Annotated in this window: 23 protein-coding genes and 6 pseudogenes; 18 read left to right on the top strand and 11 right to left on the bottom strand. The window is 66.0% G+C overall.

Going from position 1 to position 26,234, the window contains the following annotated elements; genetic code table 11:
* Positions 1-358: 358 nt before the first annotated feature.
* Both AC5WS7_RS03780 and AC5WS7_RS03775 read right to left on the bottom strand, forming a co-directional pair.
* Positions 359-1,300, bottom strand: a complete 942-nt coding sequence (locus tag AC5WS7_RS03780) for an amidohydrolase family protein (protein ID WP_495952905.1) — start codon at positions 1,298-1,300, stop codon at positions 359-361.
* Complete coding sequence (locus AC5WS7_RS03775) at positions 1,297-2,004, bottom strand: FadR/GntR family transcriptional regulator (RefSeq protein WP_495952904.1); 708 nt, start codon at positions 2,002-2,004, stop codon at positions 1,297-1,299. The genes AC5WS7_RS03780 and AC5WS7_RS03775 overlap by 4 nt, the downstream gene beginning before the upstream one ends.
* Positions 2,005-2,272: 268 nt before the next feature.
* Here AC5WS7_RS03775 and AC5WS7_RS03770 point away from each other — a divergent pair, with 268 nt between their 5' ends.
* The 11 genes and pseudogenes from AC5WS7_RS03770 to AC5WS7_RS03720 all read left to right on the top strand — a co-directional run.
* Entirely contained in the window at positions 2,273-3,325 is a 1,053-nt protein-coding gene (locus AC5WS7_RS03770; RefSeq protein WP_495952903.1) for a sugar ABC transporter substrate-binding protein, read from the top strand.
* 56 nt (positions 3,326-3,381) lie between these two features.
* Entirely contained in the window at positions 3,382-4,956 is a 1,575-nt protein-coding gene (locus tag AC5WS7_RS03765; protein WP_495952902.1) for a sugar ABC transporter ATP-binding protein, read from the top strand.
* A complete protein-coding gene (locus AC5WS7_RS03760) occupies positions 4,937-5,992 on the top strand; it encodes an ABC transporter permease (RefSeq protein ID WP_495952901.1) in 1,056 nt (351 codons plus the stop codon). Before AC5WS7_RS03765 ends, AC5WS7_RS03760 begins: the two co-directional genes overlap by 20 nt.
* 83 nt (positions 5,993-6,075) lie before the next feature.
* Positions 6,076-7,401, top strand: a complete 1,326-nt coding sequence (locus AC5WS7_RS03755) for an enolase C-terminal domain-like protein (protein WP_495952900.1) — start codon at positions 6,076-6,078, stop codon at positions 7,399-7,401.
* 99 nt (positions 7,402-7,500) lie between these two features.
* Positions 7,501-8,544 (top strand): zinc-dependent alcohol dehydrogenase, encoded by a 1,044-nt coding sequence (locus tag AC5WS7_RS03750; RefSeq protein WP_495952899.1) that lies wholly within the window; start codon positions 7,501-7,503, stop codon positions 8,542-8,544.
* A 73-nt stretch (positions 8,545-8,617) separates the two neighbouring features.
* Positions 8,618-9,379 (top strand): SDR family oxidoreductase, encoded by a 762-nt coding sequence (locus AC5WS7_RS03745; protein WP_495952898.1) that lies wholly within the window; start codon positions 8,618-8,620, stop codon positions 9,377-9,379.
* Positions 9,376-9,855, top strand: coding sequence for a carbohydrate kinase family protein (locus AC5WS7_RS03740; RefSeq protein WP_495952897.1), 480 nt, complete (start codon positions 9,376-9,378; stop codon positions 9,853-9,855). Before AC5WS7_RS03745 ends, AC5WS7_RS03740 begins: the two co-directional genes overlap by 4 nt.
* Positions 9,852-10,442 (top strand): PfkB family carbohydrate kinase, encoded by a 591-nt coding sequence (locus AC5WS7_RS03735; protein ID WP_495952896.1) that lies wholly within the window; start codon positions 9,852-9,854, stop codon positions 10,440-10,442. The genes AC5WS7_RS03740 and AC5WS7_RS03735 overlap by 4 nt, the downstream gene beginning before the upstream one ends.
* A 27-nt stretch (positions 10,443-10,469) precedes the next feature.
* A complete protein-coding gene (locus tag AC5WS7_RS03730) occupies positions 10,470-11,453 on the top strand; it encodes an aldo/keto reductase (RefSeq protein WP_495952895.1) in 984 nt (327 codons plus the stop codon).
* A gap of 594 nt (positions 11,454-12,047) precedes the next feature.
* Positions 12,048-13,589, top strand: coding sequence for an ISL3 family transposase (locus AC5WS7_RS03725; protein ID WP_495952894.1), 1,542 nt, complete (start codon positions 12,048-12,050; stop codon positions 13,587-13,589).
* 25 nt (positions 13,590-13,614) lie between these two features.
* Positions 13,615-14,038: pseudogene (locus AC5WS7_RS03720) on the top strand (transposase); the annotation flags it as partial.
* A 191-nt stretch (positions 14,039-14,229) separates the two neighbouring features.
* Here AC5WS7_RS03720 and AC5WS7_RS03715 read toward each other — a convergent pair.
* A pseudogene (locus AC5WS7_RS03715) lies at positions 14,230-14,490 on the bottom strand (hypothetical protein); the annotation flags it as partial.
* Positions 14,491-14,559: 69 nt separating this feature from the next.
* On the opposite strand from AC5WS7_RS03715, the gene AC5WS7_RS03710 reads away from it, so the two are divergent.
* Positions 14,560-15,192 carry a TetR/AcrR family transcriptional regulator gene (locus tag AC5WS7_RS03710; protein WP_495952893.1) on the top strand — a complete coding sequence of 211 codons (633 nt, stop codon included), beginning with the start codon at positions 14,560-14,562 and terminating at the stop codon, positions 15,190-15,192.
* Positions 15,193-15,772: 580 nt separating this feature from the next.
* Here the strand turns inward: AC5WS7_RS03710 and AC5WS7_RS03705 are convergent.
* Positions 15,773-15,949, bottom strand: coding sequence for a hypothetical protein (locus tag AC5WS7_RS03705; protein WP_495952892.1), 177 nt, complete (start codon positions 15,947-15,949; stop codon positions 15,773-15,775).
* A 60-nt stretch (positions 15,950-16,009) separates the two neighbouring features.
* On the opposite strand from AC5WS7_RS03705, the gene AC5WS7_RS03700 reads away from it, so the two are divergent.
* Together AC5WS7_RS03700 and AC5WS7_RS03695 are read left to right on the top strand one after the other, a co-directional pair.
* Positions 16,010-16,519 carry a MarR family winged helix-turn-helix transcriptional regulator gene (locus tag AC5WS7_RS03700; RefSeq protein ID WP_495952891.1) on the top strand — a complete coding sequence of 170 codons (510 nt, stop codon included), beginning with the start codon at positions 16,010-16,012 and terminating at the stop codon, positions 16,517-16,519.
* 842 nt (positions 16,520-17,361) lie between these two features.
* The gene (locus tag AC5WS7_RS03695) at positions 17,362-18,612 is read left to right on the top strand and encodes a cytochrome P450 family protein (RefSeq protein WP_495952890.1); all 1,251 of its coding nucleotides are present in this window, start codon (positions 17,362-17,364) and stop codon (positions 18,610-18,612) included.
* Positions 18,613-19,059: 447 nt separating this feature from the next.
* Here the strand turns inward: AC5WS7_RS03695 and AC5WS7_RS03690 are convergent, their stop codons facing one another.
* The 4 genes and pseudogenes from AC5WS7_RS03690 to AC5WS7_RS03675 form a co-directional block, all read right to left on the bottom strand.
* Entirely contained in the window at positions 19,060-19,383 is a 324-nt protein-coding gene (locus tag AC5WS7_RS03690; RefSeq protein WP_495952889.1) for a hypothetical protein, read from the bottom strand.
* Between the two features lie 203 nt (positions 19,384-19,586).
* Entirely contained in the window at positions 19,587-20,315 is a 729-nt protein-coding gene (locus AC5WS7_RS03685) for an IS110 family RNA-guided transposase (RefSeq protein ID WP_495952888.1), read from the bottom strand.
* Positions 20,275-20,857 (bottom strand): annotated as a pseudogene (locus AC5WS7_RS03680) (IS110 family transposase). Before AC5WS7_RS03680 ends, AC5WS7_RS03685 begins: the two are co-directional and overlap by 41 nt.
* Before the next feature lie 402 nt (positions 20,858-21,259).
* Positions 21,260-21,402, bottom strand: a pseudogene (locus tag AC5WS7_RS03675) (IS30 family transposase); the annotation flags it as partial.
* A 72-nt stretch (positions 21,403-21,474) separates the two neighbouring features.
* Here AC5WS7_RS03675 and AC5WS7_RS03670 point away from each other — a divergent pair.
* From AC5WS7_RS03670 to AC5WS7_RS03655, 4 genes and pseudogenes are all read left to right on the top strand, one after another.
* Positions 21,475-21,807, top strand: a complete 333-nt coding sequence (locus AC5WS7_RS03670) for a histone-like nucleoid-structuring protein Lsr2 (protein WP_495952887.1) — start codon at positions 21,475-21,477, stop codon at positions 21,805-21,807.
* Between the two features lie 736 nt (positions 21,808-22,543).
* Positions 22,544-23,407 carry a TetR/AcrR family transcriptional regulator gene (locus tag AC5WS7_RS03665; protein WP_495952886.1) on the top strand — a complete coding sequence of 288 codons (864 nt, stop codon included), beginning with the start codon at positions 22,544-22,546 and terminating at the stop codon, positions 23,405-23,407.
* 74 nt (positions 23,408-23,481) lie between these two features.
* Positions 23,482-23,598 (top strand): annotated as a pseudogene (locus tag AC5WS7_RS03660) (hypothetical protein); the annotation flags it as partial.
* A 126-nt stretch (positions 23,599-23,724) separates the two neighbouring features.
* On the top strand, positions 23,725-24,045 hold the full coding sequence (locus AC5WS7_RS03655; RefSeq protein WP_495952885.1) for a hypothetical protein: 321 nt from the start codon (positions 23,725-23,727) through the stop codon (positions 24,043-24,045).
* 54 nt (positions 24,046-24,099) lie between these two features.
* Here AC5WS7_RS03655 and AC5WS7_RS03650 read toward each other — a convergent pair.
* From AC5WS7_RS03650 to AC5WS7_RS03640, 3 genes and pseudogenes are all read right to left on the bottom strand, one after another.
* A pseudogene (locus tag AC5WS7_RS03650) lies at positions 24,100-24,271 on the bottom strand (3-hydroxyacyl-CoA dehydrogenase); the annotation flags it as partial.
* A gap of 109 nt (positions 24,272-24,380) precedes the next feature.
* Positions 24,381-24,947: a TetR family transcriptional regulator gene (locus AC5WS7_RS03645; RefSeq protein WP_495952884.1), complete on the bottom strand. Its 567-nt coding sequence runs from the start codon at positions 24,945-24,947 to the stop codon at positions 24,381-24,383.
* A gap of 95 nt (positions 24,948-25,042) precedes the next feature.
* Positions 25,043-26,233, bottom strand: a complete 1,191-nt coding sequence (locus AC5WS7_RS03640; RefSeq protein WP_495952883.1) for a cytochrome P450 — start codon at positions 26,231-26,233, stop codon at positions 25,043-25,045.
* Position 26,234 lies beyond the last annotated feature (1 nt).

Here is a 26,234-nt window from a genome sequence, read left to right as displayed (position 1 = left end):
GATCCCGAGCGCTTCCCTGGAGTTGATCGAGTCCGAGGGTCTGGGCGCGGTGAGCTTGTGTAAGGTTGCCCGCGAGGCCGGCCTCAGTCCCGGTGCCCCACCATCACTTCGCCGATCGGGCCACCCTGATGTCCGCCCTTGCTGCCCACGGATTCGAATCCTCGGCGCGGCAATGATCCGCCCGGGATGGGCGCCGAGCCCGACCGTGTCGTCGATACCTTCGCTGGCCCTGCAACCCGAGTCGCTCACGCTTCCCTCGAGACGGTCGACGCGGCGTCGAAATCCGGCCAGGCCGCCGCGGGCAAGCCGGACTGGCCATCAGCCCTTCCTCGCCCGGCCGATCATCGTGGCATCACGATTATCCGGAACCCGAATGGGTGGCCGGCGTCGACGGGGATGGTGGTGAACAGTTGGGCCGAGCCGGTCCGCTCGGTCTCGCTCGGCCCGTTATCGGACCGTCGGCGTCGAGGCGGTAGACGCGGCACGCGGTTCCGCCGAAAATGTCGGCTTGTTCGGCAGGGGCGAGGTGCCGGGTCAGCTCCCGTGCGGTGGCGGCGATCTGTGCGTAGGACGCGGCCAGGAGGCAGACGGGCCAGTCGGAGCCGAACATGATACGGCTCGGTCCGAACGCATCGATTGCCTTGTCCGCGTATGGACGTAGATCTTCCGGACGCCAAGGCCTTTTCGCCTCCGTTACCATGCCGGACAGCTTGCAATGGACGTTCGGCTCCGCGGCGAGTTCGGTGACGAGGGTAGCCCAGGGTTCCGATTCGCCGGTTGCGATCGGGGGCTTGGATAGATGATTCAGCACGAAGGTCAGCTCGGGCAGTGCCCGCACGGTTGCTATCGCCGCGGGCAGCTGATGAGGCAGCGTCAGCAGGTCGTATGCGAGACCGGCCGCGGCCACCGCGCTCAACCCGCGCCGCACATCCGGCCGATTCAGCCAGTTCTTATCGGGTTCGGCCTGAACCAGGTGTCGGATTCCTACCAGCAGCTCGCCGCCTCGCCCGCCGCGCAGATCGGCGAGCGTCGCGGGCAATTCCGGGTCGGTCAGGTCCGCCCAGCCGACCACGCCCGCGACGAGCTCGGTCGCCGCGGCCGTGGCCAGGAACTCCCGCGTTTCGGTGACGTCTGGCAGGACCTGGACCAGGATCGTCGCATCGACGTGGGCGCGCAGCGCCTCGGGGGCGAGATCGGCGGGGGCGAAATTGCGCCGGATAGGGGTCGCCTCCGGTCCGTCGAGCCACTGCTGCGGCCGCCGGGACAGGTCCCAGAAGTGTTGGTGGGCATCGATTCTCACGATTTCGGCGCCTCACTGTCCGACGTCTCGCGCAGGTGCTCGATGAGCCACTGCTCGGTGGTACTGACATGGATGAGAGCCGCGGCCTGGGCAAGTGCCGGGTTACCGGCGGCGAGCGCGGCGTAGATGGCCTCGTGTTCGTGCAGCGTGCGCCCGGCAGCGTCGTCGTCGACCAACCCCCGCCAGATCCTCGCGCGGAGCGTGCGTCCCGAGATGCCGTCCAGCAAGGTGGCCAGGGTCGCGTTGTGGGTCGCCGCGACGACCGCCCGGTGAAACGCCGCGTCGTGATGGTTCAGGAGCTCGACGTCGTCGCTGGCGTCGCGCATGGCGATCAGATGACCTTCCACGACCGCCAGCTCCCGGGCGGTGATGTGGGCGGCGGCCAGGCCAGTGGCCACCGGCTCGAACAGCCTGCGGACCTCGGTCAACTCCAGGAGTGTATCGCCGTGCAGCAGTTCGACCGCCGCGCCCAGCCCTTCGAACAGGACCTCGGGATCGAGGCTCGTCACATAGGTGCCGTCGCCGCGCCGGATCTCGAGTACGTTCGCGACGACCAATGCCCTGACGGCCTCCCGCATCAGATTCCTGGACAGGCCCAGATCGGCGGCCAACTGCGGCTCGGGCGGCAGCTTCGCGCCGGGTGTGAGCTCGCCGGTGAGTATCAGCTCGCGGATACGCGCGATGGCCTGGTCGGTCAGTGACATCGGTCCTCCATACGGCCGGAGCCTAGCAGGACATCCCATGTTGAAGGATGGATCTCTATAAATTGATGGGATGTTGTCAACTCTATAGCGTTCGATGCGAGCCAACCTAACTCGTCGGAGCTGGCAATTTGCAATCTCTTCTCTCAAAGTGCGGCCGCGTGGTCCGCGGATGGCGTATACATACATCCCATCTCAACGATGAGGGGAGCGGATGTCTTCCGAGGCGGAACATCTCCTGCTCCCAGACCAGTGCGAGGAAGAAATACCCATGAGATTCAGAACCGCTCTCTGCGTCACCGCCGCCGTCCTCTCGGTGGTGGGACTGCTCAGCGCATGCGGCAGCTCCGGAACGTCCTCGAACGGCGAACCGGTGGCAGGGGTCGACTACCCGCGTTCGGACACCGACTTCTGGAACTCCTACATCAAGTACACGCCACAGTTCGCCAAGCAGCTCGGGCTCTCGTTGAAGACGACCAATTCGCAGAACGACGTCGCCAAGCTGACCGCGAACGTGCAGACCTTCATCAGCCAGGGCGTCAAGGGCGTCGTGATGGCCCCACAGGACACCGCCGCCATCGCGCCGACCCTCACGCAGCTGTCGGCCAAGAAGATCCCGGTCGTCACCGTCGATACCCGCCCCGACAACGGCAACGTCTTCATGGTCGTCCGGGCCGACAACCGCGCCTACGGCGAGAAGGCTTGCAAGTTCCTCGGCGCCAAACTCGGCGGTAAGGGCAAGGTCGTGATGCTCGAGGGCGGCCTCGACTCGATCAACGGCCGCGACCGCACCGAGGCGTTCAACCAGTGCATGAGCGCGAACTACCCCGGCATCAAGGTGATCGGCGAGGCCACCAACTGGGACGGCGCCGTCGCCGCGCAGAAGCTGCAGACGGATCTGACAGCCGATCCCGACGTCAAGGGCGTCTACATGCAGTCCAGCTTCGCCCTCGCCGGCACGCTGCAGCTGTTGAAACAACGCGGTCTGGCCGTCCCGCCGACCGACCCCAAGCACGTGTTCGTGGTCTCCAACGACGGCATTCCCGAGGAACTCCACGACATCGCCGGCGGCAGCATCGACGCGACCGTCTCCCAGCCCGCCGACCTGTTCGCCAAGTATGCCCTGTTCTACCTGAAGGCCGCGATCGACGGAAAGACCTTCCAGCCCGGCAAAACGGACCACGACAGCACGATCGTCCAGGTCCGGGCCGGCCTGCTGGAGGACCAGTTGGCCGCGCCGCTGGTCACCGCTGATGGCGGCGCCTACGACGGGGTTCCGAGCGTGAAGAGCACCGACACCTCTCTGTGGGGCAACGCCGGATAGGGACCGTCCGGCCCGGCCGTAACCGGCGACAATCGATCAACAGCAAGGCGAGAGAGATGAGCGACGGGGAACAACCGAACCGCCCCGTGCCCGCGTCGATGGACGACGGGCAGATTCCACCGGCCCCGCCCGTCGTCGAGGCGACGGGCATCGTCAAGCGATTCGGCCCGACGGTGGCCCTGGACGGCGCCCGGATCACCATCCGGCCCGGGGAGACCCACGCACTCGTGGGCCGCAACGGGGCCGGTAAATCGACCCTGGTGAGCGTGCTCACCGGACTACAGGCCCCGGACGAGGGTGCGGTGACCTTCGCCGGCGCCCCGGCGCCGCGATTGGCGGACCGTGACGGCTGGCGGCGGCGCGTCGCGTGCGTCTACCAGAAGTCGACGATCATTCCCACGCTGACCGTCGCCGAAAACCTCTTCCTGAACCGGTACGACCACAACGGCGCCCGCCTGATCGACTGGCGGGGCACCCGCCGCCGCGCCCGGGACCTGCTGTCGGCCTGGTCGGTGGACGTCGATCCGCAGACCCTGTCGGTCGACCTGAGCGTCGAACAGCGCCAGTTCGTCGAGATCGCCCGCGCGCTGTCCTTCGGCGCCCGCTTCATCATCCTCGACGAACCGACGGCTCAGCTCGACGCGGCCGCGATCAACCGGCTCTTCGGACGGATCCGCGATCTGCAGTCCCAGGGCGTGACCTTCCTGTTCATCAGCCACCACCTGGAGGAGATCTACGAGATCTGCGACATGGTCACGGTGTTCCGCGATGCCCGGCACATCGTGACCGCCCCGGTCGCGGAGCTGTCCCGCACCGAACTCGTCGCCGCCATGACCGGGGAGGCGGCGGCGAACCGGGCGAGTGAGCGGACGAGCACCCTGGATGCCCGGGCGCCCGCTGCCCTGCGGGTCAGGGACCTGCACGGCGGTTCGTACGCCGACATCTCCTTCGAGGTGGGCGCCGGAGAGATCGTCGGACTCGCGGGCGCGGCGGGCAGCGCGCGCACCGAGGTCGCCGAGACCGTGGTGGGGCTGCGCGCCGCCGACGGCGGCGAAGTGGAGATCGCGGGGAAGCGGCCACAGCCGGGCAGCGTGCCGACCGCGCTTGCCGCGGGCGCCGGCTTCGTCCCCCAGGACCGGCACCACCAGGGTTTCGTGCCCGACATGTCGATTGCGGACAACGCCACGCTGTCCGTGCCCGGCAGGCTCGGTAGAGGCGGGTTCATCAGCCGCCGACGCCGGGACCTGCTGGCCGGCGACATCATCAGGAGACTCCAGATCAAGACGCCGGGCCCCGAGCTGCCCGTCTCGGCGCTGTCCGGCGGCAACCAGCAAAAGGTCGTGATGGCCCGCGCCCTGGCCGACGATCCCCGGCTGCTGGTCCTGATCAACCCGACCGCCGGCGTGGACGTCCGATCCAAGGATTTTCTTCTCAGCAAGGTCGAGGAAACGGCGACGAGCGGCACCGGCGTGCTCATCGCCTCGGATGAACTCGACGACCTGCGCATATGCGACCGCGTCCTGGTGATGTTCCAGGGCCGCTTGACCACAGAAATGCCCCGCGGCTGGCACGACCACGAGCTCGTCGCCGCGATGGAAGGAGTGACACTTGATGCCGAGCACCGTGCCTGACAGCGATTTAGAGAACGCACCCGCTCCCGCGAGCAACCCCCCGGCGGTCAAAACGCCCGGTTTGCTCGGCGGCCGGATTCCCGTGGCGCGCCTGCGCGACCTCGCGCTCGTCCCCGCCATCGTGGCGATTGCGATCGTCGGGCAGATCATCAATCCGGTCTTCCTGCAGCCGGACAATCTCATCAACGTGCTGCAGACCATGTCCGAGATGGCACTGCTGGTCCTGGCGCAGACGATGATCCTGATCGTCAAGAAGATGGACCTGTCGATGGAGTCGACCATGGGCCTCGCGCCCGGTGTCGCGGCCTGGCTGGTCGTCCCGGCGGGCGCCGGCCACGGACTCGGGTTGCTCCCCGGAGGCTGGGCCGTCCCGGTCACCCTCGCCGTGGGCGCGCTCGTCGGCGTGATCAACGCCCTGCTGATCGTCCGCTTCGGCCTGAACGGGTTCATCGTCACCCTCGGCATGCTGATCGTCCTACGTGGCGTGCTGACCGGCATCTCCGGCGGACAGACCTTCTTTCAGTTGCCGCCGTCGATGCTCTACCCGGGCACCGCAGTCTGGCTCGGGGTTCCGGCCTCCATCTGGATCTGTCTGGCGCTGTTCGCCGTTGCCATCGTCGTGCTCGGCTGGACCAGCTTCGGGCGCTCGCTGTACGCGATCGGCGGCAGCGTCGATGCGGCCAAGGCCGCCGGCATCCGCACCGATCGGGTGCTGTGGATCGTGATCATCACCGGCAGCGTGCTCGCCGCCCTCGCCGGCCTGCTGCTGTCCGGGCGTCTCGCCTCGGTCGCCTCCGCGCAGGGCAACGGCTACATCTTCACCGTCTTCGCCGCCGCGGTCATCGGCGGCATCAGCCTCAATGGCGGCAAGGGCACCATGTTCGGAGCCTTCAGCGGCATCCTGCTGCTGTTCATGATCCAGAACGTGCTCACCCTCGGCGGTGTACCCGCCCAATGGATCGGCGCCCTGAACGGACTCATCATCCTCATCGCGCTCACCATCTCGCGCATCACGGGCGGCAAGGTCCAGGAGTGAGTTCGGCGAATCCCCCCGTGTCCCCGTCCGTATCCGCTTCGGGCGGAACGCTTTCCGGCCCGATCCAGTAGGAGTCGTTGTCCATGTCCCCCGTTTCACCCCAATCCGCCAGAATCACGGCGCTGGACGTTCTCGATGTGCGTTTCCCGACGTCCGAACATCTGGACGGCTCCGACGCGATGAATCCCGAACCGGACTACTCGGCCGCCTACGTCATCCTGCGCACCGACGCCACCGACGGGTTGGAGGGCCATGCGCTGGCCTTCACCACCGGTCGCGGCAACGACGTGCAGGCTGCCGCCATCGCGGCACTGGCGCCGCACGTGGTGGGGCGGTCCGTCGCGGAGGTCTGCGCGGATCTCGGCGCATTCTCGCGCAGCCTCGTCCACGATCCGCAGCTGCGCTGGCTGGGACCCGAAAAGGGAGTCATCCACATGGCGACCGGCGCGGTCGTCAACGCCGCCTGGGACCTGGCCGGCAAGCGCGCCGGTAAGCCGGTGTGGCGGCTGCTCGGCGAGATGTCGCCCGAGGAACTCGTCGCTCAGGTCGACTTCCGCTGGCTCTCCGACGCCCTCACCCCCGAGGAGGCGCTGGACATCCTACGGCGCGGCGGGCAGGGCCGGGACGAGCGCATCGCCCGCCTGCTGGCGCGCGGATACCCCGCCTATACGACCACCCCGGGCTGGCTCGGCTACTCGGACGACAAGCTGGCCCGGCTCGCCTGCGAGGCTGTCGCCGACGGCTTCACCCAGATCAAGCTGAAGGTCGGAGCCTCGCTCGAGGACGACATCCGGCGGATGCGCACGGCCCGCGCGGCGGTCGGCGACGACATCCGGATCGCCGTGGACGCCAACCAGCGATGGGAGGTGCGAGAGGCGATCGACTGGATGGGCGAGTTGGCGCTCTACCGGCCGTACTGGATCGAGGAGCCCACCTCGCCCGACGACATTCTCGGCCACGCCGCCGTGCGCGCGGCCCTGCGTCCGATCAAAGTCGCGACCGGTGAGCACGTCGCCAACCGAGTCGTGTTCAAACAGCTGCTGGAGGCGGGCGCGGTCGATATCGTGCAGATCGACGCGGCACGGGTCGGCGGGGTCAACGAGAACATCGCCATCCTGCTGCTCGCGGCGAAATTCGGAGTGCCGGTCTGCCCGCACGCCGGCGGTGTCGGGCTGTGCGAGATGGTGCAGCACCTGTCCATGTTCGACTATGTCGCGGTCTCGGGCACGGTCGAGGACCGCGTCCTCGAATACGTCGACCACCTGCACGAACACTTCGTCGACCCGGTGCGCATCGAGGACGGACACTATCGCGCACCGCTGTTGGCCGGGCTCGGCGCGCAGATGCACCCGGCATCCCTCAAGGAGTACGCCTACCCGGACGGACCCGTATGGACCGCTCGGGCCTGACACGACGCCCCGGGGGGAGACGCTTGCCCCACCGCACCCGTATTTTTGCGAATCTGTTGCCGCTCATAGGCGTTCGCACTGAAAGACATCAGGAAGACGATGACACTCGCCGTTCGATACATAGCCGCGCGGACGCTGGACACCGTTCCGGTCGACGCGCCCTCACCCGGTCCCGGTGAGGTCGAGTTGGCCCCCGCATACGTCGGCATCTGCGGTACCGACTTGCACATCTACCACGGCGATATGGACGCGCGGGTCGATGCACCCGCCGTGCTGGGGCACGAGATGTCGGGCCGTGTCGTGCGTGTCGGGCCGGGCGTATCCGAGTGGGCACCGGGCGATGCGGTGACCGTCATGCCGTTGCGCTGGGACGATACCTGTCCGGCCTGCCGTGCCGGGCAGCGGCACATCTGCCAGCATCTCGACTTCATCGGCATCGACTCACCGGGCGCGATGCAGCAGCGGTGGATCGTGCCGGCCGCGACCCTGATCCGGTTGCCCGGCTCCCTGGCCCTGGATCGGGCGGCGCTCGTCGAGCCCACCGCCGTCGCGGTGCACGATGTGGGACGCGCCGGGGTGCGGCGAGGCGACCGGGTGGTCGTGGTCGGCGGCGGACCGGTCGGCATACTGATCGCCCTGGTCACCCGGGCGGCAGGTGCCGAGGTCCGGGTGGTGGAGCTGTCCGGGCACCGGCGGGCGCTGGCCGAAAAAATGGGCCTGACCGCTTGGGATCCCGCCGCCGTTGATGTGCCCGACCTGGTGCGGCAGTGGACCGGCGAGGCGGGCGCGGAGGTCGCGTTCGAGGTGTCCGGTGCGGCGGCCGGCGTCGACACCGCCGTGGCGGTACTGGGGGTGCGCGGCCGGCTGTGCCTGGTGGCGATCCATTCCGCGCGCCGTGAGGTCGACCTGCACCGGTTCTTCTGGCGCGAGCTCACCCTCGTCGGCGCCCGGTTGTACGAGCGTTCCGACTTCGAGCGCGCGGTTGAGCTGTTGACGGACGGGACCATTCCCGCGGAGCTGCTGATCAGCCGGGTGGTGCCGCTCGGCGAGGTGCCCGCGGCCTTCGCGGCGCTGGAGGCCGGCGGGGACGTGATGAAAATTCTCGTGGACTGCGGCGCCGGCGGGCAGGAGACGTCCGCATGACCGAGTCAGGGCCCGGAGGAGGCAGCCTGCGTAACCACGTCGGGCCCCGCGGGCATGCGCAGAAGGGCACCGCATGACCATCTTCGATCTAACCGGCCGGCTGGCCGTCGTCACCGGTGCCCGCCGCGGCATCGGGCGGGCGGTGGCCCGCGGGCTCGCAGAGGCGGGCGCGGACGTCATCGGCGTCAGCGCGAACCTGGAGACGTCGGGCAGCGAGGTGGAGGCCGATGTCCGCGGCACGGGCCGTTCCTTCGAGGCGATACGGACCGATTTCGCCGACCCCGCCGCGGTCCGGGCGCTGGCCGCCGATCTCGCCGGACGTGAACGGCCAGTGGACATCCTGGTCAACAACGCGGGCACGATTCGCCGCGCCGCGGCGGCCGAGCACTCGGACGCGGACTGGGACCTGGTCCTGCAGGTCGATCTCACCGCCCAGTTCGCCCTGTCACGCGCCGTCGGCGCCGCCATGATCGCGCGCGGCCGGGGGAAGATCATCTTCACCGCATCGCTGCTCAGCTTCCAGGGCGGTATCGCCGTTCCCGGGTACACCGCCGCCAAACACGGTATCGCGGGCCTGACCAAGGCCCTGGCCAACGAGTGGGCCCCGCACGGAGTCAATGTCAACGCGATCGCCCCGGGCTACATCGCGACCGACAACACGCAGGCCCTGCGGGACGATCCGCCGCGCAGCCGGGCGATCTTGGACCGTATCCCGGCCGGGCGCTGGGGCAGCGCCGACGATATGGCCGGCGCCGCGGTCTTCCTGGCCTCGGACGCGGCCGCGTACATCCACGGCGCCGTGCTGCCCGTGGACGGCGGGTGGCTGGGCAGATGACGACCGAGGTCTTAGCCCTCGGCGAGGTGATGCTCCGCTTCGATCCGGGCGAGGGGCGGATCCGCACCGCCCGGCACTTCCAGATCTGGGAGGGCGGCGGCGAATACAACGTCGTACGCGGTCTGCGCCGCTGTTTCGGCCTGCGCGCAGCCGTCGTGACCGCCCTCGCCGACAACGCCGTGGGCCGGCTCGTCGAGGACCTGATCCTGCAGGGCGGTGTCGACACGTCCGCGATCCGGTGGGTACCCGACGTGCCCAGCCACGGGGTGCGCAACGGCCTCAATTTCGTCGAACGCGGCTTCGGCATTCGCGGCGCGCTGGGTGTCAGCGACCGATCCCACACGGCGGTCTCGCAATTACGCCCGGGAGATATCAACTGGGAGAAGGTGTTTCCCCCGGCCTACGCTGGTTTCACACGGGCGGGATCTTCGCCGGCCTCTCGGATACGACGGCGGAGGTCGCGCTGGAGGCGATGACGGCCGCCCGGCGCCGGGGCGTCACGGTGTCGTACGACCCGAACTATCGAGCCAGTCTGTGGGTCGGTCGGGGCGGACCCCAGCGGGCCCGCGAGGTGGACCTGCGTTTGGCTCCGCACGCCGATGTGGTCGTCGGTGCGCTGGGGCTGGCCGGACCGTATCCCGGCGCGGAGGCCGTCGACGCCGCCGGGGTGCGGGACGCGCTCGCCGAGGTTGCCCAGCGGGTGCCGCGGGCGCGCGTGCTCGCGACGACCGTGCGAGCGGTGCCGTCGGCCGGGGTGAACGACTGGTCGTCCGCCGCGTGGTCCGCAGGGGCGGGGTTCCTCCGCGGTCCCGAGATGGCCGGGCTGCACGTCCTGGACCGCATCGGTTCGGGCGATGCCTTCGCGGCCGGCCTGATCTACGGCCTGATGACCGGTGACGGCGCGGATCCGGATTCGGTCGACCGGCCGCGACTGGAGCGCGCCCTCGCGTACGGCACGGCATACGGAGCGCTCGCCATGACCACGCCCGGCGACACCGCGATGGCCTCACAGGCCGAGGTCGAGGCGCTCATGGCGGGCGGCTCCGCGACCGTAAGCCGGTGATCGACAACATAATCGAGGAGTCGTACGTTGATTCATCCGACCATCGGACGCCGGCGGGTCACGGGCACACAGGTCGAACTCACCGGGCTCGGCTTCGGGGCGTCCGGCATCGGCAATCTGTATACGGCCACCCCCGACCGCGACGCGGAGGGCGCGGTCGACGCGGCCTGGGAATCGGGTATCCGATACTTCGACACCGCACCGCATTACGGTCTGGGCCTTTCGGAGCGCCGCCTGGGCGCGGCCCTGCGGGACCGCCCGCGCGACGAATTCGTCGTGTCGTCGAAGGTCGGCCGGCTGCTGGTACCCAATGAGCGACCGCGTGGGACCGACGGCGAGGGCTTCGCCGTGCCGGATGACCTGCGCAGACAGTGGGACTTCAGCCGGGACGGGGTGCTCCGCTCGATCGATGCCACCCTGGCGCGCACGGGCCTGGACCGCCTGGACATCGTCTACCTGCACGACCCTGACGAGTTCTGGCGGCAGGCCGCCGACGAGGCGATGCCCGCACTGGCGGAACTGCGCGCCCAGGGTGTGGTCGGCGCGATCGGCGCCGGAATGAACCAGTCGGCGATGCTGGCCCGCTTCCTGCGGGAGACCACGGCGGATGTGGTGATGCTGGCCGGGCGCTACACACTGCTCGACCAGTCGGCACTCGACGACGTCCTGCCGGTCGCGCGCGAACTCGGCAAGAGCGTGGTCGCGGTCGGCGTGTTCAACTCGGGCCTGCTCTCGCGCGATCGCCCCACCGAGGGGCTGAAGTACGACTATCGGGCCGCGCCGCCAAATCTGGTCGTTCGCGCCCAGGCGATCGCCGAGATCTGCGAACGACATGGCACAACGCTGCCAGCCGCCGCGATCGCCTTCCCGTATACCCATCCGAACACCGTCAACGTCACGCTGGGCATGCGCCATAGAGAACAGGTCGTGCGCAATGTCGAACTCTATCGCCAGCCGATCCCCGACGGCCTCTGGGAGGATCTTCGTACCCGGGGACTCGTCAGACTCTAGGCCCGGTGGCCGCTCCGGCACCGGCGTCCTCGACGGTCCCATCCAGGCGGCGCCGTCGCCCTCGGGGATCGCGCGGTATATCGCCGCGTGTGCCTCGACGGCGCCGGCGGCGTGACCGCCCGCGGCGCCGCTCATGCCTATCGCGCTTGACTGGCGTTGCAGGCGAGGCTGGTCCCGGCCATCGTTCGCGCGCCCATGCAGATCACCTCATCGTGCCCGACATCGGTTGCCGCGACTGTTCGACGCCCCGTCTCTCGGCCGACCGCGTCGGCGGCGACGATGGTATGGGTTCGTTGTGCCCATCCACGTTGGGGGGTTCTCGAGCGCGTTGATAGAGCTGACGTTCACTATGAGCGCTTTGCCGCGCTCGGCGCCCGCGCGCTCCAGAGCCGGGATGCTTGCCTGGATCAGGCGGAAGGCGCTACGGCCGATCGTCTATATCGATGCGCTGTGGGTGAAGATCCGGGCTCTGTCGCACTCTTCGTGATGGTCGGGTTCGGCGTGTTGGTGTGGGATCCTGGCCGCGGCTGGTAATCCTGGCGGGCGTGTTCGGGTGATCTTGTTCGGAAGTTGTTGCCACACTTGGGTGATCTGGTGATTGGTGATGTTCGCAGTGACGGTGAGAGGGTAGTTGTCGAGGCCGTGGTGGCCGCTGCCGCTGGTCGGTGTCCTGGATGCGGAACCGTTTCTGCGCGTGTGCATTCCCGCTATCAACGTCGGCTGGTTGATGCGGCAGTCGCCGGGCGGGTGGTGATCCTGCACTTGGTCGTGCGACGGTTCTTCTGTCCGAACAGCGATTGCACGGCAAGGACTTTCGCTGAGCAGGTCGATGGACTTACCGGGAAGTGGTCGCGGCGAACTGATCAGTCCAGGTCGATGCTGATCGCGATCGGGTTGGCGCTGGCCGGTCGCGCCGGTGCGCGACTGGCAGCTTGTCTGGGGTTATCTGCCGGTCGCGACACATTGCTGCGGTTGGTCCGCCGACTACCGGACCCGCCGATCGGCACGATCACGGTGCTCGGCGTCGACGACTTCGCCACCCGTCGTGGACACCGCTACGGCACCGTCATGATCGATCTCGAGACACGACGCCCGGTCGATCTGATCGCGGGCCGCGACGGTGATGCCCTGGCCGCTTGGCTCAGGCAGCGACCACGGCCGCAGATCGTCTGTCGAGACCGAGCTGGGGGTTATGCCGAGGGAATCCGGCAGGGAGCCCCGGATGCACTGCAGGTCGCCGACAGGTTCCATCTCTGGCAGAACCTCGGCCAAGCCGTCGAGAAGGACGTGTCCGCGGCCCGCCGCGACCTTGCCGCTGCCCTGGCAGCACAGGCAGACTCGCAACATTCCGACCGAAAGCCCCCGACCGTCCACCACCGCGAGTTGAAAGTCGTCACCCGCATACGGCAGCATCACGCCGCTGTTCACCGGCTGCTGCGGCAGGGTCTCAGCAAATCTGCGATAGGTCGTGAGTTGGGTTTGCATCCAGCGACGGTGCGGAAGTTCGCCAACGCCCCAACCGCGGATCCGGTGATCGCAAAGAACCAGCAGCGCTCGAGCATCCTGGACAACTACTACGAACACCTGCATCGGCGCTGGAACGACGGGATCCGCAACGCCGCCGAGCTCACTCGGGAGATCACCCCGATGGGATACACCGGCACCGAACAGCAGGTTCAACGCTACCTGCGCCGATACCGCACTGGCACAAGCCAAATCGCCGTGCCGCCACCGCGACCGCCCTCGGTCCGCGAGCTCACTCGCTGGATAATGTCCGATCCCGACAACCTCGAACAGAAGGACGCCGCCGCTCTGGCGAAGATCCGAAAGATCAGCAAGGATCTGAACCGGCTCACCGGCCACGTCAAAGAGTTCGCGGTCATGATGACCCGGCTCGAAGGCGACCACCTCGACGCCTGGATCAGCACCGTCGAAAAGGACTCGCTCACGGCCATCGCCTCGTTCGCCCGCAACCTGCGCCGCGACATCGACGCCGTCCGCAACGGCCTGACTCTGTCATACAGCTCCGGGCCCGTCGAAGGCCACGTCAACCGCATAAAGATGCTGAAACGACAGATGTTCGGCCGAGCCAACCTCGACCTGCTCCGCAAACGCACACTGCTACAAGGGAACTGACCATCACGAAGAGTGCGACAGAGCCAAGATCCGTGACGGTGCCGTCTCGAACCGGCCTGTCTACCTGGCCGTCGGAGTCGATCTGGACGGTCGCAAGCATGTGCTGGGGTTGTGGATCGGGCCCGTCGATTCCGGTGAGGGAGCACGATTCTGGGCCAGTGTTCTGGCTGAGCTGCGCAACCGCGGTATCACCGATGTACTGATCTGCCGCGATGGGCTGACCGGGTTGCCGGATGCGATCACTGCGACATGGCCGCAGACCACGGTCCAAACCTGTTGTGCGCACCTCATGCGGGCCAGCCTGCGGTTCGCGTCGAAAACGGACTACCCGCAATGATTCCGCTGCTGAAAGCCATCTACACCGCCCCAACCGAGGCCGCCGCCGAGGAAGCCCTCCAGGAGTTGGAGGACTCGCCACTGGTCGGCGATATCCCGCGATCGGCCGCACCTGTTCGCCATCGTGCGGACCGCTGCGGGACCCGTGGCGCCGCAACTGTGTCGGTGTGGTCGGGCGCCGTTCGGCCTTGTGGTAATTCTGCCAGGCTCCCCCGGGCACTCGGCAGCATCGGTCTACCGGCGCCCCGGCCACGACGAGGCTATCGAACAGGCGCCTTGCCATCACCGAATACCTTGCAGCACATCAGCCGCGGCCGGAATTCACACCCCTGCCACCCTCCCCGCTCCGGATGCCGGACCACGTCTCGTTGATGTCGTCGCGCACCCATTCGACGATGTCACCGTCGGCGCGGACGTCACCGGTGAGCCAGAACATTTCGTCGGGTGCCCATCCCGCGATCACCGACGCCGTGTCGCCGTCGACATCGATAGCGATGCCCGCAGCCGCCAGATAGCCGGCGACGGTGAGGTGCACTCCCCCGTACTCCTCGGCCACGGCATGCCAGCGGCCTGGGGTGTCCTCGGCGCCAGAGGGCGGCGCGGTCCCAAGCCGGCGCACACGGTCGAGGAGATCGTGACGGTCGCGATGCAACTGGCCGACGAGGAGGGCCTTGCCGCAGCTTCGCTTCCGAAGGTGGCCAAGGGTATCGGCGTGACCACCAACGCGTTGTACCGCTATGTCGACTCGAGAGATGAGCTGATCACGCTCGTGGCCGACCGCGCCTGGGGCGACCCGCCGGCGCTGCAGGATGGTGACTGGCGAGACGGGGCCGCGCTATGGTCGCGTCAACTCTTTCGACGTTTCTTGTCGCGTCCATGGCTGTTGGACGCACCGACGACCATCCCGCTGACACCGCACACCGCAGCCTGGCTGGATGCTCTCATCACCGTCCTCGAGCCGACCGGCATGGACGCACAGCAGATGCTGAACTGTGCATACCTCCTCGACAGCCACGCACGGTACGGCGCCAACCTGCAGCGCAACACTCCAGCCCCGGCAGCGCTGCGGCGTGCGAATCCCGATCAACGGCGGGCGATCCACGCGATCCGTCTGTTCTTGAACGAGCAGCTCCGCGCCCGCAACCTGAACGCGGTTGCAGAGGTGCTCGAAGACCCGGCATACCTCACCGACGAGCCACCGCTCGACGGCTTCGAATTCGGCCTCGCCAGGATCCTCGACGGCACCGAGGCGTACATACGGCGATAGCCGCTCACAGCGAGGCTCGCCGTGAGCGGCTACACAACCGGAACGCTGACAGCCATGACCAGCGCGAGGGCGGCACGCACGACACCGCCTATGCAGTGCTGAGTCATCCGCTGGTGATCTGGAGATCTCTGCCTCATCGCCATCCCGGAGACGACGGTGCACCTGGAAAGCATCGAGAACTACGATCCGCCAGCAGACTTCGGCCCACTCCCAAGAGCGGCCTGGGCCTTCGGACTCCGACCACTGCGGTACGACGAGGACGAAGGGTCCGCAAACACCCTCTATCTGGACGATGACGGCAAACCGATCGAAGCCGGGATTTTCCTCCACACACAGAACCCGGAGTGCCTCATTCGGACAAACGAAACCCACTCCTCCAATTCGGCTGAACCGCAACAACAACGACACCGCGAACACTGGTCACTGCTGATGGGGGATCTCGCGGGGTTGCCGTTTCGGCAGCTTCGGGTTGTAACGAATCCACCCTTGGCCGGAACGGCTCGAGCAAGGGTCGCGAGCCTGCGCGCGACGGTGGCGGCGGGGCCGGCTGTGTCGCGTAGCCGGGTGGCTGCGGTCGCTGTTACCGGATGCCATTGTCTTTGCGGCCGCCCCGGCCGGTGACCCAGGACAGCAGTTCACCGATCGTTCCGTCGAGCGGGGAACGGCCTTGTTCGAGTGACTTCTTGCCGGTCACCCACGAGACCAGGCCACCGAGAGCGCTGTTGACTGCGGAAGGGCGTTCATCTCGTGCGGTCATACTTCTTCCTTCGTTATGGCTCCGAGAAAGTGTTTGATTGTCAAACACTACAGTGAACAGATGCTACCTGTCGAGGACAACAGTGCCGAGTTGCGCGTCGCGATCGGTAACACCATGGCCGAACTGCAAGCGGCCATCGACGCCGACGATCAGGCCCTGGCCGATCATCTGGGCATCGGGCGAACCGATCTGCGCTGCCTGGACCTGGTGTTCCGGCACGGCCCGCAACCAGTGCGACAGCTGGCCCGCATGCTCGGGCTGACTCCTGGTTCGGTAACCACCCTGACCGACCGGCTCGTCTCCGCCGGTTATGCCCGCCGAGTCCCCGACCCCACCCACAAACGCCGGGTGCTGGTCACACCGACCGAACGCAGTGTCGCGATCGTGACCGAACTGTTCACCGAGCGAATTACCAACGCGCACACGGAGTTGTCCCAATTCGGCGACACCGAACTGGCGGCAATCCATCGCTTCCTCACCCTCAGCCTGCAACGGCACCAGGGATCGGCAGCGCATCTGCGCGCATTGCCAACGATACGCAACAGCAGCAAACCCCATCCGGCGCAATAGGCAACAGGGACAAGCAACTTCCTGTCGAGTTCCGATCGTTCCCAGCTCAGACAAGTTGAGCTACCTGCTGAATGGGAGTTCATCCGGGCAGTGACCACGTTCGGGGACTCCTTGCGGACCCAGAGTGATTGACAAGTAACTGATCAGGGCATCGTCGGGGGCGGCGCGACCCGTGGAACCTCCGCATCTGCCGCATGGCGAGCGGTTCTCTGCTCGGCATGGTGAGGGCGCCGGGGCCTGTGCGCCTTGCTCGCCGGGACGCGATAATGGCCGCGTGCAATCGGATTCGGGACGTAGTCGGACGGCGGAGGGAGCGACCGCATTGCGTGCCGCGGGCGCGCGGGAGTCCGATCCTGACGCGCGCAATCCGGACCGGCTGGCCGAGCGGCTGATCGGGTGGCGGTATCGCCTTGTCGTTCGGTTCCGCCGCTGCGCAGGGCGGGCCTGCGGGCCACCGAGCGGCGTATGCCGGGCCTGTACTCCTTCGTGACCGCCCGTACCAAGTATCTGGATGGGGCATCGGTTCGAGTCGAATACGCCAGTCGGAAACCCATCCCGCGCCGAGAGCCCGACGGCTGCACGATGAGGTCCCTATGTCGCAAGGAGTGCGAAACCTGTCGGCTGCGACCCTACTGAACCCCTCGAAAACATCTATAGGCTGTCTTCCTGACAGCGCACCGAGCCGTCGAAGGTCGCAGCGGCAACTGTTTGCCGGCCCACCCTGCCGCCGATCGTGACTGTTGAAGCTGTTGGCCGGTCATTGGGCCTCTTGCGATCGAGCGACAAGGAATCTTTGGCGGTGTTGGTTTTTCAGCGCTGCTTCACCGATGTATGGAGCGAACATGACCGCTGTCGATACTCCCGAGTCGGGAGCCTGCCCGGTCCAGTACGGATCACCGATCCGTCCCGAAGTGGCGGACATCTGTCTACGCAGCTACAAGTTCAACGCTGATCCGCACAGCGGGTATCGCATGCTGCGCAGCCGATACGGGTCGATGGTTCCGTTGGAATTGGCTCCGAATGTGCCCGCGACGCTGGTGCTCGGGTATCGCATCGCGTTGCGTATCCTCCATGATCCTGCCCATTTTTCGGCCGATCCGCGGACTTGGCAGCAACGCATCCCCGAGAATTCTCCGATTCGTCCGATGCTGGAGTGGCATCCGAATGCGCAGCGGAACTCCGGTGCGGCGCATGCTCGCTACCGGCAGGCGTACGCCACCAGTATCGAAGGGATCGATCTGCATTCTCTTCATGCGACAGTCGAGCAAATCGCGATTCCACTGATCAACAGCTTCTGCATGGATGGTTCGGCAGACCTGTTGTCCCAGTACATATTTCCACTCGTCTTCGAAGTGCTCAATCAGATGGTCGGTTGCCCGTCGGAGCTGGGCGCGCGGGTCGCGACCGGTATGGCCGCGATCTATGACACCATCGATGCCGACCTGGGCGCACAGATGGTCCACGAAGCGCTGATGGAGCTGATTCAGTTGCGACGTGCGCACCCGGCCGACGACATCACCTCGCGGCTCGCGCATCACCCGGCCAGCCTCGACGACGCAGAGTTGCTGTCCCAATTGTTCGGGTTCTACGGCGCGGGGATCGAACCGCAGCAGAACCTGATCGCCAACACCCTTCTGCTGATCCTGACCGACGACCGGTTCGGGGGCAGTGTGCTCGGTGGCAGCCTGTCGACTCGCGACGCACTCGACGAGGTGTTGTTCAACGATCCGCCGTTGGCCAACGTGTGCGCAACCTATCCACTGCAACCGGTCCTCGTCGATGACACCTGGTTGCCCGCGCATCAGCTGGTCCTAATCAGCTTGAGCGGTTGCAACAACGATCCGACGATCCGCCAGGGCGACCACACCGGTAATCGTTCGCACCTGGCCTGGGGTGCCGGCCCCCATTCCTGCCCGGCCAAATCTGTGGCATTCCTGATTGCCCAGGATGCCATCGACCAGCTTCTCGATGCGCTACCCGAGCTGCGACTGGCGACATCACGAGAAGATCTTTCCTGGCGGCCGGGACCATTCCACCGCGCCTTGGAAGCCTTGCCGGTTGTCTTCCCCGAATCCGCAACGTTGAACGTGTAACGCACAGGCGCGCTCGTCCGGTATTCGGTGCCCCATGATCGGAGCCGTCAGTGGCATTCATGTCTCCCGTGACTGATTCACCACAGCGACCGCGCTGGCGGTGACCGGTTCGGCCCGGCACCATCACGGCTACGTCAGGGCGGTCGTCGGCGCCTTGCGGGGCTGCCGGCGCCGCCAAACCCTCGGCGTGCTGCGCTCGCTGACGCGGCACTGCAGGAAAACGGCACCATCTTCGCCGACCCGGCAGCACGAGTCCGCCTCGAAAGCCGTGGCGACCCGATCATTATTCCCTTGCGCGGCAAGCAAATCGACGACGCGACCAAGGCTGCGATCACCACCGCGCGGCCCGGATCGCGCTCGCCCTGGCCGCAGTCCGCGCCGCGCCCCCCGAAGCCATCCGCACCCTACGCCTGGACGATATCGACCTCGGCAACCGGCGGCTGACCATCAACTCGGTGACCCCCGCTCGACGAACTCACTCACCGGCTCCTGCTCGACTGGCTCGAATACCGGCGGAAACGCTGGCCGAACACCGCCAACCCGCACCTGATCATCAACCAATAGCCCGCTTCGAATATCCGAGCCATCAGCGTCGACACGCTGACCGCGCCGTTCGGCCGACAATCCGCCACCCTGGAAGCCCTGCGCGTCGACCGTCAAGTCGACGAAGCGCTCACCCACGGCCCCGACCCGCTCCACCTTGCCGTCGTATTCGGACTCGACGAGAGCACAGCGATCCGATACTGCGCAGCCGCGCGGCAACTCCTCCAAACCCCCGCCGAGGAGCACGAGCCGCCGAGTTGAGCACGAACGCAAGGGCAGACTCGCCCCAAATCCCTTGAACACCCTGCGGTTCCCGCCGAAGGCGGAGCGCCGGTTCAGGGGCTGTCCAGTAGACACTAATCCGAAAATGACAGTGACCGGGCAGGCGACAGCTGTCGGCGGAGCCGACACGGTTGTTGCGGGTGTGTGGGTTAGGCGGCTGGAGTGAGGGTGACGGTGTAGCCGAGGGCTTCGAGTTCCCGGATGTGGCGGCGTCTGGTGGTGTCCGGATTGGTGCGGCGGGTGAAGTGGTCGCCACCGAGGTCGGTGAAGACTGTGTTGTCGTCGTGCAGGAGGTGCCAGACGATGACGAGGATGGAGCGGCCGACCGCGACGATGGCGCGCTTCTTGCCGCGCCGTTTGGCCAGGCGGCGGTAGCGTTCACCGAGGAAAGTGCGGGTTCGGCCTGTAGCGACCACTGCCTCGCCCAGGACTCGTGCGAGGTAGCGGTTGCCGTGCCCGGTGGATCGGTTGCCCTTGGTCTTGCCGGCCGAGGACTTGATACCGGGTGAGAACTTCGCCCAGGAACACAGGTGCGCGGCGGTCGGGAACCGGGACATGTCGGTGCCGACCTCGGCGATGATGATTGCGGCGGCGACCGGGCCGATACCGGGGATCTCATCCAGGCGTGCCGCCGCCGTGGCGAAAGGGGCCAGCTGCGCCTCGATCTGCTCGTCGACCGCAGCGATGTCGGCGTCGATACCGTCGATCCGGGCCAGCATCCGAGCCAGCAGGAACCGATGATGGTTGCCGAAGTGCCCGTTGAACGCTTCCTCGAGCTGGCCGAGCTTGGTGCGCATCCGTGATCGCGCCATCTGCGCCAGCACTTTCGGGTCGCGTTCACCAGCGATCAGGGCGGCCATCATCGCTCGCCCGGACACCCCGAAAATGTCTCCAGGCCACGACGGAGAGTTTGATGCAGGCGGCCTCGAGCAGCTTTTCGACCCGGTTCTTCTCCGCCGTGCGGCCCCCGATCAGATCGATTCGATAACGGGTCAGGTCCCGCAGCCGCCGGATCGGGACCGATGGAACGAAACTCGGGCGAAGCATCTGACGCTCGGCGACCTTGCACAACCAGATCGCGTCCAGCACATCGGTTTTGGGGCGGCCCCGGGGGATGCTTGACATCGCGGGCGTTGACCAGCCATGGGTCGAGCCCATGCGCTTCGAGCAAGTAGAACACCGGCTTCCAATAGTCCGATGTCGCCTCCATCACCACCCGCTCGATCCCCAAATCGACCAGATGATTGGCCAATTCGGTCAGCGATCGGGTCATCGTCGAATGCGTCGAGACCTCCTGCAACCGCTTGCCCGAGCCGCTCTCGGCGGGCACCCGGACACAGCACACCACCTCGGCCTTGCCGACATCCAGAGCAGCGACCCGGGCGATGATCTGTTCCTCATCATGGGATTCAGCCAGCATCGTGTTGTCCGTCCTGTCCTCATCACTCGAACCGATCTCGGGTGGCCGCCCCGTGGGACCACAAGGGAAACGCGAATCTAATCCTCGTGCTCGACAACAACATTCGGCAACAATGAAGGGCCCACACGCGACCCCAACGCCCGGCTAGACGACGGCCTCAACGAACCATAGAAACAACGGCGTCGGCAAGGCGACCACCCCACCATTTTCACCCCGGAACGGGACGTCCTACCAGGACACATTGGCTAGACGGTGTAACTCGGTTTGATTCGGTTATTTTCGTCCGGCGGTGAGGCGGCCTTCGAAGGTGATGTCGAAGGCGTTCAGCGCCGCTTTCCATCGGATGATCCAGCGTTGTCGCTTCCGGCTGGAGACTCACCTCGGATTCCGCTTGTGGGTGTGCGGCAAATGCAGCAGTATGACGAACCCTGTTACGCGCTCGACCAGCGTGCCGATGGCCGAACGTTCGCTGTTCCGGTGATGAGGTCACCTTCCCAGTGTCCCAGCACTGCCCCGGCCTCGACCTCGACAGGCCGTTCGCGGATCGGCAGACGAAAGGCCAGCAACCATGGTCGACGATAAGTCCGAGCGCATGGTGACGCCCTCCGAAATCATCCTTGTCACAGGCGCCGCCGAGCCTGCCGCCAGCTGTACGGAAGTCCCCGACCGGTGAGACAGTGCATTTCGGTATCGATGCTGTGATGTACGAGATCGACCTGTCGGCGAAGCACGCCGGCAAGCTCCGCGAGGTTTTCCAGCGGTGGCCCTGGTCGGCACGGAAGGTCGGCCGAAACCGTAAGAGCATCACCGAGTCCCACGCAAGCCGCGCGACTGCGAACCGCGAACCGACGGCCGCGATCCGCAACTGGGCCCGGGCAAACGGCTATCAGGTCTCGAGCCGGGGCCGGATCCACAAAGACATCGTCGAGGCCTACAACAAGGCCAGCTAGAACGATCGGACAGCAACAGTTCCACCACCACGCCGCGCTGGGAACAACCCCGCTGCTGAGCGCTGTCCGATCCCGGCGCGCCGTTGACAAAACCAGCCAGCCCGGCGGCAAACACGTCACCGACTTGCAGCCGACTCCCCCGCCCCATTCTCGAGTCCCGACATCGCCGACCATCAAGGTTTCGGAATAGATATTTAAATGCGCATATCCCATACAGTAAGAGGGCGACAAGAGTTGCGGTAACGGCCCGGCTTCGCCCAGTTCAGGAAACTCGCGAGACCCACTGGCGGATTTACAGTCTGTGTTACAGTATGTGACCTCAAACATGTCGGCGTGCCCGCCTTCCGAAAGATGGCGAGCAGGTAGCCGAACCAAAGGTCGACAATGAAACTGTAACTATTACCGTATAGTTCTTCGCGAACATCGTGACCGGACACTGGAAGGAGCAGCGCTGTCGGGCCTACTCGACGGCGTGCAGGCTGTGGAACTGGCCTCGGGACACATGTCACCTCTGACATCGTCAAGTTTTTCGAGAACTACCGATTCGCCTACTGTAAAGTAGACAGTCACTTTCGCAAGAAAACGGCGGCGGAACTGGTGCCGCAGACACGGCGCCCCACGGTACGAATGCACTGCGGTTGCGTTTACCGTGACAAGTACGATCGTTTCCACGACGCCGCGTGGTGCGGGGCGATCGACGGACGATGCAACATATTTCGAGGAGGTGGCTACGGCGATGGCGAAGCGAGTAACCGCGGAGAAGCGACCACGGCGTGAGCGCGGTTCCCTCAATCCCGAAGACATCATCAACGGTGCCTTCGAACTGGCTGAGCAGGTCACCCTCGACAACTTGAGCATGCCGATGCTCGGTAAGCACCTCGATGTCGGCGTGACCAGTATCTACTGGTACTTCCGCAAGAAGGACGATCTGCTCAACGCGATGACCGACCGCGCGTTGACCCAGTACGCCGAGTTCGTCACCCCGTTCGTCGAGGCCGACAACTGGCGCGATTCGCTGCGACGTTACGCGCGCGATATGCGGAAGACCTTCCTGGGCAACCCTATTCTGTGCGATCTGATCCTGATCCGCTCGGCGTTGAGCCCGGAGGCAGCGCAACTCGGCGCGCAGCACACCGAGCAGGTGATCGCCAATCTGGTCGAGGCGGGACTGTCCCCCGAGGACGCCGTCGACACCTATTCGGCGGTCGAGTTGCACATCCATGGAACCGTCGTGCTGCAACGGCTCTACGACAAGAACAAGGAATCCGACTCCGGCTCGACGGCCTACTACGAGAACCTCACCATCTCGCCCGAGACCACACCGCTGCTGGCCGAAGCGAGTGCCAAGGGGCTGCGCAGCGGGGCGCCCGACGACCACAATTTCGAGTACGGCCTCGAGCTGATTCTCGAGCACGCCGACCGGATGATCGCGTCGAAATCGGGGAACCGGTCGAGCACGTCGACCCGGAAGACCGGCGCGGCCAAGACGGCACCGAAACCGCAGGCGAAGAAGGCCGCTGCGGCGAAGTCTCCCACCAAGAAGACCTCCGCGGCCAAAACCACCGCGACACGGCGTTCGTCGAAGGCCGGATCCAAGTAGCCGCTCCGGTCCGCGACAGTGGCAACCTCCTCCACCGCGGTCTCGGCCGGCCCTGAGCATATTCAGTCGTTCGTATTCCGGTCACCGAAAAAGAACTCCCGGGCGTTGGCATAGAGGTAGTTGTCGAGCACCTCGGGCGAAAGGTCGATATCGCCGCGGCGGCCGGGGTCAGCCGCTCGGCGTTCTACTTCTATTTCGAGGACATGGCGGCCTGCGTCGCGGCGATATCGCATCGAGATGTATCAGGAAATACTCACTGCCACAAGCATTCTCGTGGACGGACGCGGAACACCGAGAAGCGGCTGGCAGACACGATCGTGAGCGTCTTCACCGCCCGCGACCAGCACCGCCACCTGTTCCGGACGATGCTGGCCGCCCGGCAGCGCAGCCAGGCCGTGCGCGACCTGTGGGACGGGATTCGCCTGTCGTTCGTCACCCCGCTGGCGACGATGATCGACAACGAACGCACCGCGGGACTCGCCCCGGCGGGCCCGGACAGCGCACTGGCCATCGCGCTGCTCGAACTCAACGAACGCTCGCTGGAGCACTGCGGCGACGATGAGCCGCTCGCCGACGAGCAGCGAATCCAGACGCTGGTGTCGATCTGGCTCCGTGTGGTCTACGGCATCATCGACTGACGGCGCCCCGGACACAGATTGCCCGGGGCGCTGTCCGTCGTAGCCGCGCGCTGTCTACTTGGGCTGGAAGCTGCGCACCGTCGATACGAACCACCCCACCGTTGATGTACTGGTTCTCCAGCAGGTGCTGAGCCAGCGAGGCATACTCGTCGGGCGCGCCGAGACGCTTCGGGAAAGGCACAGAGGCAGCGAAATTCGCCAGCTTCTCCTCACCCACACAGTCCAGCCGGGAGTGCATGCCGCTGGTTGTGCTCCTGCTGGGAGACGCCACGACCACGGCGACCAAAGAAAGCAACGTTGCTGTTGAGCAGAACGTAGTGACTGAATCTCCGAAGTTAGGGCGCAACGCTGGCGAGCACGGACGTCAGAAGAAGTTCGAATGCTCGATCGTCGGGCGATACTGGGGCGCTGGTGAATCCGCCCTCGCCGGCGGACTCCGTCTGCTGTACTGCGTTGTGCTTTTGTGCCAATCTCGCGAGAAGTATTGACCCTCGAACGAGTTCCGACACCGCGGAGTACGTGTCGTGGGCTGTCTGCTCGTCGAGACCGGAATCGATCATGTTGGCGATCGCTTTCTGCGTCTCCTGTTCGCCGAGCCGTCGTGCCAGCGGGCTCAGTGCGCCTCGAATGAGAACCAGGTCCGTCAACACCGGATCGCTGAGGAAGGTCCGGCGCACGCCGCGTGCGTGCGCCTTCAACGACTCGCGCCAATCGTCCGACTCGGTGAACGCCGGTAATCCGCTGCGGCGCAACGCGCGGTCGGTCATTGCGTCGAGAAGCTCTGATTTGTTGCGTACGTGCCAGTAGATGCTGGTTACGCCGACGCCGAGCGATTTGGCGACCAGCGGAATGCTGAGCTCCTCGATTGAGGACTCCGTTGCTATCGCGAAGGCCGTCTCCACGATGGCATCTTCAGTGAGCGAGCCTCGCGCTCGTCGGACTGATTGTCGCTGCGACTTCGAAGCCTGCACCCTCACCCCTCACCCGGCGTTGACATTCATCGTGTCATGATCGGCAGCTTCGACCACCCCCGCACGCTGGCGGTATGGGCCTTGGCCGCGCGCGCGTAGTCGACGTCCCACTGCGGCCACCGCTCGAGAAGCTCTTCCAGCACGACCCTGGCCTCCATGCGTGCCAGCGAGGAACCGAGGCAGAAGTGCAGACCTTGCCCGAAGCTGAGGTGACCGCCTCTGCGGTGAATGTCGAACTGTTCGCCGTTCGGAAAGTGCGCTTCGTCGCGGTTGGCGGATCCGTTGATCAGCAACATGATTGACCCCTCCGCGATCAGCTGGCCGAGGCATTCCGTATCGTGGGCGACGTATCGCGCCTGCACCGGTGAGGGCGCTTCGTAGCGCAGCACCTCCTCGATGGCACCCGGGATCAGTGCGGGGTCGGCCACGAGCTCGCGGCGCTGATCCGGGTAGTCGGCCAGTAGCTGGCACGCGAATCCGATGAGCCGGGTGGTGGTTTCGTTGCCGGCACCGGCGATCATGCTCGTGTAGGTGAGTACCTCGGTGCGCGTCAGCTTGCGTACTTCACCATCGTCTTCCACTTCAGCGTTGAGCAGTTGTGTCATCAGGTCGTCGGATGGATGGTCCGCCCGCCAATCGATGTATTCGGAGAACAACAGGTACGACTCCTCGAACGCGTTGTCGGCGACCGCGAACTGACCCTCCTTCAGGTCGATAGCATTGTTCGTGGTATCGCGGATCAGCTGCTGGCCGTGTTCGGGGATGCCGAGCAGATAACCGATGGTGCGCATCGGGATCAGGGCACCGAGGTCGGCGATGACGTCGAATTCGTTCCGCCCCATCAACGAATCGAGAGCCCGCACACAGAAGTCGCGCGTCAACGGTTCGATGGCAGCCATCCGGCGCGGGGTGAACACCTTCGACAGCAATCGCCGATGCAGATCGTGTTGGGGTGGGTCCTCGAACAGGATCACCCCCGGAGGCACCTCGATGCCACTTTTGATGACATCCATGATGGTGCCGCGCCCCGACCGGTAGGTCTGCCAGTTCGGCAGCTCACGAGCGACGTCATCCCATCGGCTCAGCGCGTAGAAGTCGTGGCGCTCGTTGTAGTACAGCGGCGCTTCCTCGCGCATCCGCCGCCACACCGGATATGGATCGTCGTCGATGTCGAAGTCGAACGGGTCGTAATACAGGTCAACGATTTCCTGGTTCATC

The sequence above is a fragment of the Nocardia sp. PLKS1-43 genome, assembly GCF_059510335.1.
Note: the sequence above shows the minus strand (reverse complement) of the source record. Positions and strands in the feature narration are given on the sequence as shown.

Excerpts from the sequence above, each read along its gene's own strand:
- AC5WS7_RS03775 (WP_495952904.1), bottom strand. The coding sequence starts at position 2,004 with ATGTCACTGACCGACCAGGCCATCGCGCGTATCCGCGAGCTGATACTC.
- AC5WS7_RS03770 (WP_495952903.1), top strand. The coding sequence starts at position 2,273 with ATGAGATTCAGAACCGCTCTCTGCGTCACCGCCGCCGTCCTCTCGGTG.
- AC5WS7_RS03765 (WP_495952902.1), top strand. The coding sequence starts at position 3,382 with ATGAGCGACGGGGAACAACCGAACCGCCCCGTGCCCGCGTCGATGGAC.
- AC5WS7_RS03760 (WP_495952901.1), top strand. The coding sequence starts at position 4,937 with ATGCCGAGCACCGTGCCTGACAGCGATTTAGAGAACGCACCCGCTCCC.
- AC5WS7_RS03755 (WP_495952900.1), top strand. The coding sequence starts at position 6,076 with ATGTCCCCCGTTTCACCCCAATCCGCCAGAATCACGGCGCTGGACGTT.
- AC5WS7_RS03750 (WP_495952899.1), top strand. The coding sequence starts at position 7,501 with ATGACACTCGCCGTTCGATACATAGCCGCGCGGACGCTGGACACCGTT.
- AC5WS7_RS03745 (WP_495952898.1), top strand. The coding sequence starts at position 8,618 with ATGACCATCTTCGATCTAACCGGCCGGCTGGCCGTCGTCACCGGTGCC.
- AC5WS7_RS03740 (WP_495952897.1), top strand. The coding sequence starts at position 9,376 with ATGACGACCGAGGTCTTAGCCCTCGGCGAGGTGATGCTCCGCTTCGAT.
- AC5WS7_RS03735 (WP_495952896.1), top strand. The coding sequence starts at position 9,852 with ATGACGGCCGCCCGGCGCCGGGGCGTCACGGTGTCGTACGACCCGAAC.
- AC5WS7_RS03705 (WP_495952892.1), bottom strand. The coding sequence starts at position 15,949 with ATGACCGCACGAGATGAACGCCCTTCCGCAGTCAACAGCGCTCTCGGT.
- AC5WS7_RS03700 (WP_495952891.1), top strand. The coding sequence starts at position 16,010 with ATGCTACCTGTCGAGGACAACAGTGCCGAGTTGCGCGTCGCGATCGGT.
- AC5WS7_RS03695 (WP_495952890.1), top strand. The coding sequence starts at position 17,362 with ATGACCGCTGTCGATACTCCCGAGTCGGGAGCCTGCCCGGTCCAGTAC.
- AC5WS7_RS03665 (WP_495952886.1), top strand. The coding sequence starts at position 22,544 with ATGGCGAAGCGAGTAACCGCGGAGAAGCGACCACGGCGTGAGCGCGGT.
- AC5WS7_RS03640 (WP_495952883.1), bottom strand. The coding sequence starts at position 26,233 with ATGAACCAGGAAATCGTTGACCTGTATTACGACCCGTTCGACTTCGAC.